The 14,093-nt window shown below is 47.0% G+C and carries 15 protein-coding genes; 2 read left to right on the plus strand and 13 right to left on the minus strand.

Translation table 11 applies throughout. From position 1 onward, the window contains the following. Positions 1 to 11: 11 nt before the first annotated feature. From yqeK to spoVAC, 12 genes are all read right to left on the minus strand, one after another. A complete protein-coding gene (gene yqeK, locus BLQ13_RS00615) occupies positions 12 to 578 on the minus strand; it encodes a bis(5'-nucleosyl)-tetraphosphatase (symmetrical) YqeK (protein ID WP_090914930.1) in 567 nt (188 codons plus the stop codon). Continuing rightward, positions 562 to 1,152, minus strand: a complete 591-nt coding sequence (locus tag BLQ13_RS00620; protein WP_090914933.1) for a nicotinate-nucleotide adenylyltransferase — start codon at positions 1,150 to 1,152, stop codon at positions 562 to 564. The genes yqeK and BLQ13_RS00620 overlap by 17 nt, the downstream gene beginning before the upstream one ends. A gap of 14 nt (positions 1,153 to 1,166) precedes the next feature. Then, positions 1,167 to 1,460 carry a ribosome assembly RNA-binding protein YhbY gene (gene yhbY / locus BLQ13_RS00625; RefSeq protein WP_090914936.1) on the minus strand — a complete coding sequence of 98 codons (294 nt, stop codon included), beginning with the start codon at positions 1,458 to 1,460 and terminating at the stop codon, positions 1,167 to 1,169. A 76-nt stretch (positions 1,461 to 1,536) separates the two neighbouring features. Further along, the gene (gene aroE / locus BLQ13_RS00630; RefSeq protein ID WP_090914938.1) at positions 1,537 to 2,406 is read right to left on the minus strand and encodes a shikimate dehydrogenase; all 870 of its coding nucleotides are present in this window, start codon (positions 2,404 to 2,406) and stop codon (positions 1,537 to 1,539) included. A 51-nt stretch (positions 2,407 to 2,457) separates the two neighbouring features. Then, the gene (gene yqeH, locus BLQ13_RS00635; RefSeq protein ID WP_090914940.1) at positions 2,458 to 3,585 is read right to left on the minus strand and encodes a ribosome biogenesis GTPase YqeH; all 1,128 of its coding nucleotides are present in this window, start codon (positions 3,583 to 3,585) and stop codon (positions 2,458 to 2,460) included. After that, a complete protein-coding gene (locus BLQ13_RS00640) occupies positions 3,582 to 4,109 on the minus strand; it encodes a YqeG family HAD IIIA-type phosphatase (protein WP_090914942.1) in 528 nt (175 codons plus the stop codon). The genes yqeH and BLQ13_RS00640 overlap by 4 nt, the downstream gene beginning before the upstream one ends. A gap of 108 nt (positions 4,110 to 4,217) precedes the next feature. Then, positions 4,218 to 6,431 (minus strand): DUF4129 domain-containing transglutaminase family protein, encoded by a 2,214-nt coding sequence (locus BLQ13_RS00645; RefSeq protein ID WP_090914944.1) that lies wholly within the window; start codon positions 6,429 to 6,431, stop codon positions 4,218 to 4,220. Then, a complete protein-coding gene (locus BLQ13_RS00650; protein ID WP_090914946.1) occupies positions 6,428 to 7,675 on the minus strand; it encodes a DUF58 domain-containing protein in 1,248 nt (415 codons plus the stop codon). Before BLQ13_RS00650 ends, BLQ13_RS00645 begins: the two co-directional genes overlap by 4 nt. 3 nt (positions 7,676 to 7,678) lie before the next feature. After that, positions 7,679 to 8,635 (minus strand): AAA family ATPase, encoded by a 957-nt coding sequence (locus tag BLQ13_RS00655; RefSeq protein WP_090914948.1) that lies wholly within the window; start codon positions 8,633 to 8,635, stop codon positions 7,679 to 7,681. Positions 8,636 to 8,828: 193 nt separating this feature from the next. Beyond that, the gene (gene spoVAE, locus BLQ13_RS00660) at positions 8,829 to 9,179 is read right to left on the minus strand and encodes a stage V sporulation protein AE (protein ID WP_090914950.1); all 351 of its coding nucleotides are present in this window, start codon (positions 9,177 to 9,179) and stop codon (positions 8,829 to 8,831) included. Between the two features lie 5 nt (positions 9,180 to 9,184). Beyond that, the gene (spoVAD, locus tag BLQ13_RS00665; protein WP_090914952.1) at positions 9,185 to 10,201 is read right to left on the minus strand and encodes a stage V sporulation protein AD; all 1,017 of its coding nucleotides are present in this window, start codon (positions 10,199 to 10,201) and stop codon (positions 9,185 to 9,187) included. Continuing rightward, positions 10,198 to 10,650, minus strand: a complete 453-nt coding sequence (spoVAC, locus tag BLQ13_RS00670) for a stage V sporulation protein AC (RefSeq protein ID WP_090915634.1) — start codon at positions 10,648 to 10,650, stop codon at positions 10,198 to 10,200. Before spoVAC ends, spoVAD begins: the two co-directional genes overlap by 4 nt. A 649-nt stretch (positions 10,651 to 11,299) precedes the next feature. Between spoVAC and BLQ13_RS00675 the strand changes: the two genes are divergently transcribed. Further along, entirely contained in the window at positions 11,300 to 12,373 is a 1,074-nt protein-coding gene (locus BLQ13_RS00675; RefSeq protein WP_090914954.1) for a M42 family metallopeptidase, read from the plus strand. Between the two features lie 169 nt (positions 12,374 to 12,542). Then, positions 12,543 to 12,863 carry a hypothetical protein gene (locus BLQ13_RS00680; protein ID WP_090914956.1) on the plus strand — a complete coding sequence of 107 codons (321 nt, stop codon included), beginning with the start codon at positions 12,543 to 12,545 and terminating at the stop codon, positions 12,861 to 12,863. 259 nt (positions 12,864 to 13,122) lie between these two features. Here BLQ13_RS00680 and BLQ13_RS00685 read toward each other — a convergent pair whose 3' ends face one another. Beyond that, a complete protein-coding gene (locus BLQ13_RS00685) occupies positions 13,123 to 13,830 on the minus strand; it encodes a metal-dependent hydrolase (RefSeq protein ID WP_090914958.1) in 708 nt (235 codons plus the stop codon). Positions 13,831 to 14,093: the final 263 nt, after the last annotated feature.

The following is a 14,093-nucleotide window of genomic DNA, read 5'->3' on the forward strand; positions in this document are numbered from 1 at the left end:
ACCTCCATAATCTATAATTGTACAATCAAGTCATTACGTGAGAGCACCGTAAGCGGGTAGATAACACGGCGCTGGGAGAGCAATAGGCTGATCGTCGAATCAAAACCGGCAATCAAACCTTCCTCCAGACTGCGTTGAGCCTGCTCACGAATGTACTCTACACCCGGGAAATCACGTCCCGGCTCAATATAATCGGCAAGGCATACCACTTTGTCCAGCAGGCTCATCCCTACCCTACCAGAAGTATGCCACCGAATGGCGTTAATAATCTCTGAATCGGACACACCATAATCCCGTTCAGCTACAAAGGCACCCACTTCCGAATGCCAAAGCTGCTTATCATGATGTAAAAGTTCAATATTTAATCCGTTATCACGAATAACGGCTTCCATCTCGGCTACTGGCCAATATTTGGCCACGTCATGTAAAATCGCCGCTATATCCGCTTTTACCGGATCAGCACCATACTTTTCAGCCAAGACAACGGCTGATTCCATGACACCCTGCGTATGTTTCCAGCGCTTGGCCGGCATCTGTGCAGAGACAGCCTCGATTAACCCCTCACGGCTTAGTGCCATATAAACCGCTCCTTACAATGTATTGATGAACTGCATCGGGGATCATAAACCGCACCGAATGCCCCTTCGCCAGTCGTCTGCGTATCGCCGTAGATGAAATATCAACAAGAGGCATCTCGGCCAGCAGAACCCGTCCCTGCAATGCATCCGGTAAATCATCCAGATGTAGCTGGAAGCCCGGACGTCCAACACCGATGAAGGTCATTTTGGACGCCAATTCTTCAATCTCTTCCCATTTGGGAAGGTAATTCACCATATCCGCCCCAATGATAAAATAAAACTCATGCTCAGGGAAACGGCGCCACAATTCACGCATGGTGTCAATCGTATAAGATACGCCGCCAAGCTCCATTTCGATACCTAGTACCTCATACTGAGTAGCTTGCTTCACAGCCAACTCAGTCATTTCCAGGCGCTGTTGCCCCGTCGCACCTGCACTGGGTTTGTGAGGCGGGACATGAGACGGCATAAACCAGATTTCATCCAGAGCATGCGAATCCCTTGCCGCTTCTGCTGCCAGCAGATGCCCCATGTGGATCGGATCAAACGTACCGCCCATGATGCCGATCTTCACCCGCGCCACGCTCCTTATCTTGGAAGTTCGATTTGTTTATTGTCACGTGATTCTTTGTAGAGGATAATGGTGCTCCCAATCACTTGTACGAGCTCACTGCCTGTTTCACGAGCTACCTCTGCAGCAATTTCATTTTTATCATCAAGGTTATTGTTGAGCACTTGAACTTTCATCAGTTCGCGCTTCTCAATGGCCTCTTCGATGTGACGGAACAAATGCTCATTCGTGCCCCCTTTACCAATCTGAAACACAGGGGTCAGATGATGTGCTTGTGACCGCAAAAAGCGCTTTTGTTTACCAGTTAACATGAATACTTCATACTCCTTATGTTGAGCAGGCCCTGCATGTAGCCCTAGACTGATTCAGAGCCTGGCCGTTCAATTATTATTTTTCAAAACTATCCATTACTGCTCGTCTCATCGTGTCAACAGGGGCGGGAATGCCAAGCCAGTGTTCAAATGCAACGGCCCCTTGATAAACAAACATTCCGAGTCCGCCATGCACGGTGCATCCACGCAAACGGGACTCACGGAGCAGACGGGTTTCGAGCGGGTTGTATATCAGATCGCTAACAGCTGCCCCTTCGCGAATCCATGCAGGATCAACTGGAACATCATCCACATGTGGATGCATGCCCGCTGCTGTTGTATTAATAACGATATCTGCCGTGGCAAGTACAGCTTGAGCATCCTGCATCCCGTTACCGGAGATGTCTCCCAGACCATGGCTTCGCAGATCCGAAGCAAGAGTAAGTGCTCTGTCAGCTGTGCGGTTCAGGATGCTGATCTGTTCAGGCTTTTCCAGAGCAAGCGCATAGATAACACCTCTTGCCGCGCCGCCTGCGCCAAGAACAGCAATTCGTTTCCCTTCAAGCTGAGGAACAGCCTCTTCTTTCAACGAGCGCACATATCCGATTCCGTCGGTATTGTACCCTGTCAGCTTGCCATTTTCGTTCACGATCGTATTGACTGCTCCAATTAAGCGAGCACTGTCATCGATCACATCGAGGTATTGCATCACCTGCTCCTTATGCGGAATCGTGACATTAACACCACGATAACCCAAGGCAACAATGCCACGAATAGCAGCTTCGAGTTGATCAGGCTGCACATGCAGCGGCATGTACATTCCGTGCACACCTGCTGCTTGCAATGCAGCATTATGCATGGCCGGAGATTTGGAATGAGCAATCGGGTCACCCATTACACCCAGCAGTACGGGAAGTGAAGAATTGAACTTATTTTCTGCTGACATCGATACGCCTCCGATCTGATCCGTTGTTGGAATTAGGTCCCGCCATCCAAACTAGATCAGGGAAGGACGAATCTGCACCCGAATGCCTTTTGGAACATGGACAGCCACTAAAGCACCCTTATCTCCGTTAACCTTGATCCAGCCCAGACCAGAGATGAATATGTCCGACTGACTGCCACGTTTAATCCGGAATTCATGTCTCGTCCATTCCGGCATCTCAGCGGCATTCTCACGGGTTGGCGGAGAAAGCAATTCTCCGAGGTGATCACGGTACAGATCATCTGCCCGTTCCAATTTTGTCCGATGAATATCCAGCGCAGTGCTGATAAAACAAGTGAACGATTGGCGATCCCCTTCAATAAAATCAAACCGGGCCATCCCACCGAAGAACAGTGTCTGACCGGAATTCAATTGATATACCGCAGGTTTAAGCGGTTTCTCAGGCATAATTGCAGCCAGATCCTTACGGGATACAATTTCACTGAAGCGCCAAGGATACACAATTCCCGGCGTATCAATAATATATTTTCCATCGTCTAGCGGAATGTTCACCATATCCAGTGTCGTTCCCGGATAACGCGAGGTCGTCAGTTCCTGTTCCAGATCGCTGTAGTCTCGGATCAAACGGTTAATCAGTGTCGATTTACCGACATTGGTTCCACCGACAACGTACACATCCCGATCTCCACGATACGTGCCAACAAGCTCAAGCAGACGGTCAAAGCCTTGGTTTTGCTTCGCACTGCAGAGCACAACATCTACTGTCCGCAGGCCTTGTTCTTTGGCTTGCTTTTGCACCCAGTTCCGAACTTTGTTCCAGTTGGTAACTTTAGGCAACAAGTCCGTTTTGTTCACGGCAAGCAGTACCGGATTGTTTCCAACAAAGCGTTGCAAGCCAGAGATAATACTGCCGTCAAAATCAAACAAATCAACGATATGAATGACGAGTGCATCCTTATCCCCGATTTTGCTGAGCAGAGCCAGGAACTCGTCCTGATCCACCGTTACAGATGATGACTCATTATAATTTTTGATACGGAAACAGCGCTGGCAGATGACCGGTTCACGATCAAGTGCTTTTTCTGGAAGATATCCGGGCAAATCCGGATTTTCCGTTTGTAAATTCACGCCGCATCCACTGCATCTTACGGCAACATTGCCGTTATGCGGTTCTGTCATTTCTTCTTTTCCTCCTCAAGCCATAAGCCTTTCTTACGCAAATTCGACAGGGCAATCCGTTCTACTCTCCGATTAAAGCGAGTCATAAAGCCCTCATCTCCGATGGAAATGGGCAGCACCAGAACCGTATAGAGTCCAAGTCTGTTGCCTCCATAAACGTCGGTAAGCATCTGATCCCCTACAACAATCGTTTTTTCGGGAGCAAGCTCCATCATCTTCATTGCTTTACGAAACGGTACATTCGATGGTTTGCGTGCACTATGCACAAACTGGATATCCAGCGGAGTGGCAAACAGGGACACCCGATTCAGATTGTTATTGGACACAATCATCAGCTTGAATCCCACCTCTTTTACACGCGCGAACCATTCGATCAATTCTGGTGTAGCATCAGGTGCTTTGGCTCCAACAAGCGTATTATCCAGGTCAGTTATGATTCCACGATACCCTTGAGCGTACAGTTCATCCAAATCAATATCAAAAACTGTGTCTACACGCAGCTTGGGCATTAACATTTTAAACAAAGAAGTCACCTCAGTTTCATACGACACACTATATCACAAATCTGTCTTTCCTGAAAATGAAAACACCCTTTATCACGTTAAAAAAAGGAAAAACGGGACGGGCATGTTCTATGCCCGTTCCGCTTTCAGTTCCTTCCGCAGCTTCAGAGCTGCCTGATAGACAACCTTCCAATCATCGGCGGTTACCGTTGCCGGACTGTAGCGGGTCTGTTCAAACTTCATTAATAACTCTTCAAAAGTCATTTGGGCAGATGGTCTAAGCTGACTCCAGCGAGTTACTGACTCACGAAGCGTTTCGTCACCACTGCGCGTTAGACCTCGTCTTCTCGCATAACGAATCCAGCGTTCTGTTTCAGCCAGCACCTTCTGTTCAGGTGTCAGCGGTCTGCCGGTCCGCAGGCGAAGTAACAAGAATCGCAACGAAAGGCGGTTGCGCCAGAACATATAGGCTACCCACAGTACGATAATAGCAGCGGCAATCCAGATCACAAAGGTTGGAATCATGTTTGTAGTCTGCTCAGGCGTTGGTGCTTGTTTTTCTTCTTGAACCGGTTCTTCCTCTGGTTGGTCTTCTGGCTGATCAGCCGGCTGGACTTCAGGTGATTCGGTCAGCAATGGCATATCAAATCCCGGGGTTGCTTCAACCGGAATCCATCCGTATTCGCCAAAATATACCTCTGCCCACGAATGAGCATCCGCATTCGTAACCGTGTAGGTCGTTTCAATGGGCGCACCCGGCTGACGTGGAGCCTGCATGTCCGAGTTCAGGGACATCTGTCCAGGTGCATAACCTTTTACCCATCTGGCTGGGATACCTTCGGCCCTTGCCATCATCACAAGCGCGGTGGAAAAGTAATCACAATACCCTTCACGAATATCAAACAAGAAACCTTCAACAAAATCATTGCTCACTTTCCGGGACAGATCCGGATTGTTGGTGTAGTTGAAGTTTTGTTGTAAATAGTCTTGCAGTAATGCTACTTTTTCATACGGTGTTTTTGCAGACGCAGTAACCTCGGCTGCGAGATCCTTTACCCTTTCGGGGAATCGGGAAGGTAATTGTAAATACTTGTCCTCTGCCGGATTGCTGGTATACAGAGCATCTGCTGATTTGGTACGAAGCTCGTCTTCCACGATAATCGGCACTTCGGATACAACCGTATAGTTTTTGGGATATTGCGGTTGCTGACGCGATGTGACCACGTGCAACTCCGCCCGCTCTGTATTCCAAAGCATACGATCCGCTCTTTCTTCACCATTCACCAAGCTTACTTTTGATATGGAATACGCACCAAACAAAATGGGATATACCGTGTCATTCAACATCGTTACTTTCTGCGTGACTTTTTTCGTTTTTACTTTACCAGCCTCTTCATTTTCCAGCGTTTGACTGGCTGACACATTCTCCATAGAAGCACGTCCTGGCTCATCCCAGCCCGTACCTGTATATTCAGAACGCGTTTCCCCTCGCCAGTAGCTTCGGTCACTGGTCGTGATTGACATGACTGGGGTGTAATCAAAGTTAAATCCTCCGCCAAGCTGACTGTCCTCGCGGCTGTATCCTGACTCCGTCGCTGTAGGAATATCCAGTACTCCATTCCCGGATTGATTTGCGGATGTTCCCGTGTAATTCCGCCAAGCGGTGTACGGATCGGTCAAGGTTGGCGGAATTTCCGGCATGTTCACACTGGCAACAATAATTAATGAGAAAATGATAGCAATATTCGCCAGTATTTTATAAGGATACCGAATCATTCGTTTCCAGCCCTGCGGGTACTGCAGCTGATAATTACGGAAGTGCTGACATACGAGCCACCCCATACCTGCGAACATTACCCAAGCGATCTCAACCCAGAGCGGAATTTGAGTAAATGAATCCAGGATGCCTAGAGATATGATATTAACTCCCAGGAACACCAGGATACGGCGGGTTGAGTTTACAAGGCGAAGTGCAGCCTCCAACATCACCCATGCACACAAAGAAAACCAGACATACGGAGGCATGTGCAAGATAAATTGCTCCACACGCTCTGTCAGCGTTCCATAAGGGATGTAAACCATGTAATCAATCAACGTTTTATGCAAAATATATAAGAGAACAACAGCCTTGATTATCGTTCGATACAGCATTCTAAAGGGAAGAATGACCTCCAAAATACTTACAGCCGCCAGAGTCCACAGAACCAGCGAAGTCGTCTCGGTATACCATGACTCCTGGGTGAACGATATCCATTGCAGTGCAATGAGAAATATCCAGAGCAAAGATGCCGCATGATACCAGGATCTTTTTAATCCCAAACTTTCATTTCTTATGGCATTCATACCGAACCTCCCCCCATAACCGTTGGAAGCTCCTGCAGATGAGCAACGGTGAATGATCTCGTGCCCCTGCCACGCAACATGGCGTTCCATTCCTTACTTTGGCGGGATTCATTGGAATCAATCAAAATGTGACATGGAGTCATGCCACGTGTATCTGCCCAACGAAGTAACTCAATTATCTTCTCATCTTTTTGTGGAGAAACGACAACAAAATAAGCTCCTTGTGGGAACTGACGCGCTATTTTCTCAACTCCAGGCAACAAGGTAGCATCTTTGCCGTTATCCTGGATATCCACGAGATGATGCATCATCTTCTGCCGTTCAATCAAACTTTCACTTGGAGGCATGAAGGATGACTTATCAGCCAAGGTTAACAACCCCATACCCATGCGCTCCCTACTGCCATAGTCTAGCAGAGAAGCTGTAGTAGAAACGGCCAGTTCGAATGCTTCACCGTGCGGATAACTTCCGGCGAGCGCATCGAGTACAAGGATGGTTTTAGGCACAGACTCATGTTCAAATTCTTTAGATTTCCAGTTGCCTGTTTTGGCTGTGGCATTCCAGTGAATGCGAGAAAGACGGTCCCCATAAACGTAGTCACGCACACCGTTGATCTGGGTTGTTTCCCTGCGTGAACGTGTCAAGGCTGTTTGTGGTCCAGACAAGCGTGACTTGCGATCATAAAGCTGCCAATAAGGAATAAATACCGTACGAGGTAAAACACGAAATTCACCGCTGGCCTTGAATGTTCCACGATGTTCGATCAATCCAAAAATATCCTCGCTAGCACATTCCGTTTCCGAAAAAACATATTTCCCCCGCTCAAGCGGCGGAGTTTGAAAGGAAAGTTCACCCGTTCCCCGCATACTCGGGATCAGGCTTTCCTTAAATGACCATGATTCTCCATTATGTCGATGTAACATCTCACGCACGACCACATAAGGAAGCGGAAGAAATCCCGGAATGGTCAAGTTCAGCTTCACGCGGACCTGATCACCGGCATGAAGCAGTTCTTCATGATCCTGTCCGGAAGAGAGCCTCCGTACGCCCTGAGCCCGTTTCACACCGCTGAATCCAGCAATCGCAAGATACAGGCAAAGTAGCGTCACCATGGACAAAAGCATAAGTGAGGTCTTTCCTCCTTGAAATAAAACGTACGCAAGGCAGCACATCCACACCACGGCGATGCCCCATACGCGAGGGTGGCGTAAGCCTCGATTGACTGTAGTCAAAAGCGGTCTCATCAACTATTGCCCCATCGATACAGGCACACGAACCTGCTGTAATACAGCGTTCAGAACGGCCTCTGAGCTCATGCTGTCCAATCTGGATTCGGGACGAAGTACAATACGATGAGAGATGACATACGGAGCCATCGTTTTCACATCATCCGGTAGCACGTAGTCTCTTTCTTGCAAGAAGGCAAAAGCTTTTACGGCCATCATGAATGAAATCGCAGCCCTTGGGCTAGCTCCTAATAAAACAGAAGGGTGTGTGCGCGTGTGGCGAACAACATCCAGCAGATAGTCCATCACAGGATCTCCGATGAACACTTCTTTAATCTCTTGCTGGATAGCCGAGATCTGATCCATGTGAGTCACGGATTCAAGCCGATCTACCGGTTGGCCCGACTGATGTTGCTTCAGCAACGTCTTTTCAATATCCTTGTCGGGATAACCGAGACTGATTTTTAACATAAAGCGGTCGAGTTGTGCTTCGGGTAACGTATACGTCCCCTCAAAGTCAATCGGATTCTGTGTAGCACAGAGCATAAAAGGATGCGGGAGATCATACGTGTCACCGTCTACGGTCACACTGCGCTCTTCCATGACCTCCAGCAATGCAGATTGCGTTTTCGTCGTTGCACGGTTTATCTCGTCTGCGAGCAAAATATTGGTCATAACCGGACCCGGTCGGAAATAAAAACGCTCATCCTTCGGATGGAAAACAGAAACTCCTGTAATATCACTTGGCAGGATATCAGGATTACATTGAATACGCCGGTATTCCCCGCGCATGGATTTCGATAGTGCTTTGATCAGCTGTGTTTTGCCCGTTCCCGGTACGTCTTCAATCAGAACGTGTCCACCTGCTAGCAAAGCTGTAAGTAAAAGTTGAATTTCAAAGGACTTCCCCATAATGCAGGACTCCAGATTTGAACGAACTGCAGAGATGATTTGGATCGACTCTTTGCGCACAGGCATGTGGTCTAACCTCCTAAAAAAGCATACAGATTTCCTTTTATTGTACATGATCCAACGTCACGAGTACACTCGAAGGAACTCACAATTTGTTTCCAGTCGTCAGCTTCACCGCATTTACCGCATCGGTACGACAAAAAAAGCCACGGATCATATAGATCCGAAGCCTTTGCTTATCACAGTATATATTTTAAATTTAACCTTTTGGACGAACAACCAGTGCCGCGAGAAAAGAAAAGATAATCGCCGACGATATCCCTGCCGCGGTGAGGTCAAAAATACCGGTAATCACGCCAATCCATCCCTCTTTTTCCAGTTCAGTTAAAGCTCCGTGCACCAAAGAATTTCCAAAGCTTGTAATGGGAACCGATGCCCCTGCACCAGCAAATTTCACCAGAGGGTCATATAAACCAAAGGCATCAGCTACCGCTCCAGCCACCACTAGCGTACTCATCGTATGTGCGGGTGTCAGCTTCGCACCATCCATCAACAGCTGTCCAATTACACAGATCAGACCACCTACGATAAAAGCCCATAGAAATTGCATATCTCTTACCCCTCCTGTTCAATTGCGACAGCATGTGCTATACAAGGAATACTTTCACCCTGCTGGTATGAGAGTGGAGACAGGAGCGCTCCTGTTGCAACTACAAGCACACGCTTCAGATCCCCTTTATGCAACCGGTTCAGGATGTGACCATAAGTAACTGTAGCAGAACACCCGCAGCCGCTTCCTCCGGCAACGACTTGAGGCTGATTTTCCCGATCATAGATCATGAGTCCGCAATCGTTAAAAACAGTCTGCTCCATCGGAATCCCTTCTTTATGCAAAAGTTCCTTCGTTATAGGCAAACCGACGGAAGCCAGATCACCTGTAACGATGAGATCATAGTATCCTGGCTCCAGCCCGGTATCTCTAAAATGAGAAATAATCGTATCGGCGGCTGCCGGTGCCATCGCTGCACCCATATTAAAAGGATCTTTGATACCGAGATCCATAATCCGGCCAATCGTGGCTTTTGCTACATATGGGCCTTGTCCTGTGCGGGAAACGACACCACAGCCAGAACCCGTGACGGTGTACTGTGCATACGGCGGTTTCTGGGAACCATACTCCGTCGGATATCGAAACTGTTTTTCCACCGTACAGTTATGACTCACCGTTCCAGCGAGTACGTAATCGCCGGCACCGGAATCGACAATCATGGACGCAAGGGCTAACGTCTCCATTGAGGTTGAGCAGGCTCCAAATACACCAAGATAGGGTGCACCCAATTGCCTTGCCGAAAATGAACTGCTGATAATCTGGTTCATCAGATCCCCGCCGACAAAATAATGCAGTTCTTCCTTCGTAATATTGGCGTTCACCAATGCGAGCTGAGAGGCTTGTTCCAGCAGTTTACGCTCTGCTTTTTCCCATGTTTTTTCACCGATCTCCAAGTTGTCATATACGTAATCAAAATCAGAAGATAACGGCCCCTTACCTTCATCTGGGCCTACAACGGTAGCTCTGCCTATAATTCGCGGCTGATGTTCATACTCCCAAGTCTGGCGGCCCAGCCTTTTCATAGATGTCCACCTCCGAAGCCCAAAAAGGCATACACGATGCCAATAATAAAAGCTGCAACGACCCCAAAAACAATGACGGAACCGGCAAGCTTGAACATATTTGCTCCAACACCGAGCACCAGGCCCTCCGCACGATGCTCCAAGGCAGCCGAGCACATGGAATTGGCAAATCCTGTGACTGGGACACCCGTACCCGCTCCCGCCCACTGCGCAATTTTGTCGTACACACCAAGACAAGTCAGAATCACGGAGATCAGGATCATGACCGCGACAGTAGGACTGGAAGCCTCCTTAGATGTCATGTCCAACCCAGCCATAAACGCTTCCTGGATCGCTTGTCCAATCAAACAGACGGTTCCCCCCACCAGAAAAGCTTTGATACAATTTTTGAAAATTGGGCGTGAAGGTTCATGTTTTTTGGCGACTTTTTTATATTCCTTCTCATCCATCGACAGCGATGAAGTTTTCTTCTTTCCAGTTGCAGATTGTTCTGGCAAGCACAGGACCTCCTTTATGTGAATGGTTTGCAGTTATAGCTGAATGGCGATTGTGGAGCACTTCTATACATTGTTTGTTATTATCGGGAAGGTTATGTATCCGGCGAGAAACAGCAGATGTTTCCAAAATGAAGGAGATGGGGAAGTTATATAGATCACGCCGCTTAATTGTAGTTCACAACCTGTTTGGTCTATAAATAAAGAAGAATGATGACGAGTAAAATAAAGAGTACAATGAACAGCACCTTCTCATTTCCTTCTTCAGGAGGCTTCATCTTGTATCCCGGCTCCTTCCTACGCTTAAAACGTCGTTTAACAGGACAGCCTGATTACAAAGAATATGGCTCCCTTTTATAATCATATGCATGAAGGCAACTCTAAGATTGAGACAACAGCGGACAGAAAAACGGAAAATCCAGACTAAACACGCAAAATCATGCCTTAAAAACGTAACATAAACATGGACATTCACTTGTGCAAGGTTCATACTATAATGTGACCAGTGGTTAATAACGAGTCCTTTGTACGAAAAAAAGGACACCAGGCCAGCAACCGTTTTACTGTGACCTGATATACATATCAACAGAGGAGTTGTTAACACATGAATGAAAAAACGTTGGACATGTTTCGCACATTAACGGAGTTCCCTTCCGCCTCCGGCTTCGAACGTGAACTGCGCGGCTGGATGAAAGAGCAATTGTCCGCATATACCGATGAATTTGTACAAGATCGCCTGGGAAGTCTCTTTGGTGTTCTACGCGGAGATGAATCTGGCCCTAAAGTCATGGTGGCCGGACATTTTGATGAAGTCGGCTTTATGACAACAGGTATAACGGAAACAGGTATGATCAAATTCCGTCCGCTCGGTGGATGGTGGAGTCAAGCTGTGCTTTCACAGCGTCTTCAGATTATTACTCCTGAGCGCAGGATTACAGGCGTTGTGGGCTCTACACCTACCCACTTGCTGGATGAATCCCAGCGCAGCAAGCCGGTAGACTTGAATTCAATGTATCTGGATATTGGCGCAGATGATCGTGCGGAGGCAGAATCGTGGGGGATTCATCCGGGAATGCAGATCGTACCGATCTGTGAATTCACACCGATGGCAAACCCTAAGAAAATAATGGCCAAAGCTTGGGATAACCGTTATGGTGTTGGTCTAGCGCTTGAACTGATGGAAGAACTACATAAAGAGAAGCTACCGAATATCCTCTATTCCGGTGCAACGGTTCAGGAAGAATTGGGACTTCGCGGAGCACGTACAGCTGCCAATCTCATTCAGCCGGACATTTTCTTTGCTCTGGACTGTAGTGCGGCGAACGACATGACGGGTGACAAACAGTCCTTTGGTCATATCGGTCAGGGCGCATTGCTCCGTATCTTCGACCCAGGAATGTTCACGCATCGTGGAATGGTGGAGTATGTTAAGGACACTGCTGCTTCCAATAAGATTAAGACACAATACTTCATCTCGCCGGGCGGTACGGACGCGGGTCAGGTTCACTTGAGCGGTATTGGTGTACCTTCCACCGTAATTGGCATCTGCGGCCGATATATTCACACCTCTTCTTCCATTATTCATACGGATGATTACGATGCGGCTAAAGAATTAATTGTGAAGCTCGTGAAAGGTCTCGATCGTTCAACGATGGAAACCATTATTAATAACGCTTGATATAAATAAAACTCCAAGTTTCGGAGTACCATTTTCAGAGATACCCTATCGAATATTCTTCGAGGAGGTATCTCTTTTTCTAATGTTCTCATATATAGATTAATGGTTCGAACATGTCGAGCATTATCTACATAAGATATTAAACATATCAACCAGCGGGGGACTTTGTATGGCTATGGGCAGGAACGGAAAATCAAATAAAGGTTCCAAAAAAACAAATGCCGCAAACACCCTTCTGAATGGCAATTTAAAAGGAAGAAATCTTGAGCTGATTGTTGCAGCTCTTCTGGTTAGCGGAAAATTGAGAGTGGATGCGGTGACTTTATTTCGCGAGGCTACTCTTGTTGTGGAACTTGTTGGACAGTATAAAACATTGCAAAAAGTCACACCTTCTAATCAAGACAAACTGGTGCAGTTTCTGGATGAGATTGGCGGCGATATGACACTGAATGACGTCATACGAGCTTTCCAGCAAAGAATAAATTCCTAACGCTAAAGAAATGAGGTTCAAGCGATGTCTGACTTCGACGGAAACGGATTTGCTGAACTGTTAATTGTAGTCATCCTGGTCGTTTTATTTGTATTTGGTTCGTCTGATATTGACTCGTTGACGGATGCACCTTCACAAGGGTAAGGCTTTATTCTTGAATGATAAAAACCAGAAACATACACAGCAATCACATGATGATAAACGCCAGTTCCAATGACTTGGACTGGCGTTTATTTGTAAACTAGAAACTGTACAACCACTACAGGAATAAAGGCGAGAATGCAAACCATGCCAAAATCAGTGTCAGGATTACACAGACATTTTCTACAGCTGCTCCATGTTTGGTTCCCGTACTCATCAGATTTGCCCGAATACGCAGTTTTAATGGCGGCAATGGACGAATCCCCCGATTCGTCAAGGAATCGGCAAGCAGATGAAGAGCATAAGCGGAACCTCCAGCGACCCAAATTTCTGGGCCTTGCTGCTGCGTTGTACTGTACAGTAACCCCGTCCAAACAGCTGTTCCATACAAGGTATGGGTTAAGCCCCTGTGTGTAAGTGTCGTGCACAACATAAGCAGGCTGCCTGCAATCAGATTCCACGGAGCAAAAGCATGACCATAAAAGACCAAACCCAGTCCAATGGCAAACATCAATACTTTACGCAGTGATCGCGAAGGCAGGAACGACACAAGTCCAATGAATACAGCAAGTAGCAGATTCCACGGTTTGGCCGGAACGTAAAAATACACAAACACAGCCGCAGGCAAAAGAATCGTCTGCAACAGTCGAATCAAACTGCTCGGCAATGCTTTCGATACCAGCAATGAATTAGGCTCATCAATATCTGGCAACAACGAGCCTATTAGTGCAACGGTTACAGCCGGAGCAGTAACCTGCATTCCAAGGAGTTGCAACACTGAAAGTGAAACGCCTGTACCGATAATCAGGTGGGATCTTCCCATCATGATGCAAAAACGTCCTTTCGAGAAAATAGGGAACGTAACCGACCCCACTATGATCATACCTCGAACCAAAAATAAGAACAATAGTTCGTATTTCTCATTTCTAAAAAATATTTTTGTTTTCGTGACGGTCATCACACTTATTTTAATATGAATGATCTATCGTAATTAGTGAAATAAATCACATTATGATTTAGTTAGTCGATGTATAATTTAAATATAAGCCATTAAAAATGTTGGTAAATGTACAGGTTTATCCAAGGGAG

Source organism: Paenibacillus polysaccharolyticus, from assembly GCF_900102085.1.
In the GTDB taxonomy this organism is placed as follows: Bacteria; Bacillota; Bacilli; order Paenibacillales; family Paenibacillaceae; genus Paenibacillus; species Paenibacillus polysaccharolyticus.

Coding starts and splice junctions, on each gene's coding strand:
- yqeK (WP_090914930.1), bottom strand. CDS start 578: ATGGCACTAAGCCGTGAGGGGTTAATCGAGGCTGTCTCTGCACAGATG.
- yhbY (WP_090914936.1), bottom strand. CDS start 1,460: ATGTTAACTGGTAAACAAAAGCGCTTTTTGCGGTCACAAGCACATCAT.
- aroE (WP_090914938.1), bottom strand. CDS start 2,406: ATGTCAGCAGAAAATAAGTTCAATTCTTCACTTCCCGTACTGCTGGGT.
- yqeH (WP_090914940.1), bottom strand. CDS start 3,585: ATGACAGAACCGCATAACGGCAATGTTGCCGTAAGATGCAGTGGATGC.
- BLQ13_RS00645 (WP_090914944.1), bottom strand. CDS start 6,431: ATGAATGCCATAAGAAATGAAAGTTTGGGATTAAAAAGATCCTGGTAT.
- BLQ13_RS00650 (WP_090914946.1), bottom strand. CDS start 7,675: ATGAGACCGCTTTTGACTACAGTCAATCGAGGCTTACGCCACCCTCGC.
- BLQ13_RS00655 (WP_090914948.1), bottom strand. CDS start 8,635: ATGCCTGTGCGCAAAGAGTCGATCCAAATCATCTCTGCAGTTCGTTCA.
- spoVAE (WP_090914950.1), bottom strand. CDS start 9,179: ATGCAATTTCTATGGGCTTTTATCGTAGGTGGTCTGATCTGTGTAATT.
- spoVAD (WP_090914952.1), bottom strand. CDS start 10,201: ATGAAAAGGCTGGGCCGCCAGACTTGGGAGTATGAACATCAGCCGCGA.
- spoVAC (WP_090915634.1), bottom strand. CDS start 10,650: ATGGATGAGAAGGAATATAAAAAAGTCGCCAAAAAACATGAACCTTCA.
- BLQ13_RS00675 (WP_090914954.1), top strand. CDS start 11,300: ATGAATGAAAAAACGTTGGACATGTTTCGCACATTAACGGAGTTCCCT.
- BLQ13_RS00680 (WP_090914956.1), top strand. CDS start 12,543: ATGGCTATGGGCAGGAACGGAAAATCAAATAAAGGTTCCAAAAAAACA.
- BLQ13_RS00685 (WP_090914958.1), bottom strand. CDS start 13,830: ATGATGGGAAGATCCCACCTGATTATCGGTACAGGCGTTTCACTTTCA.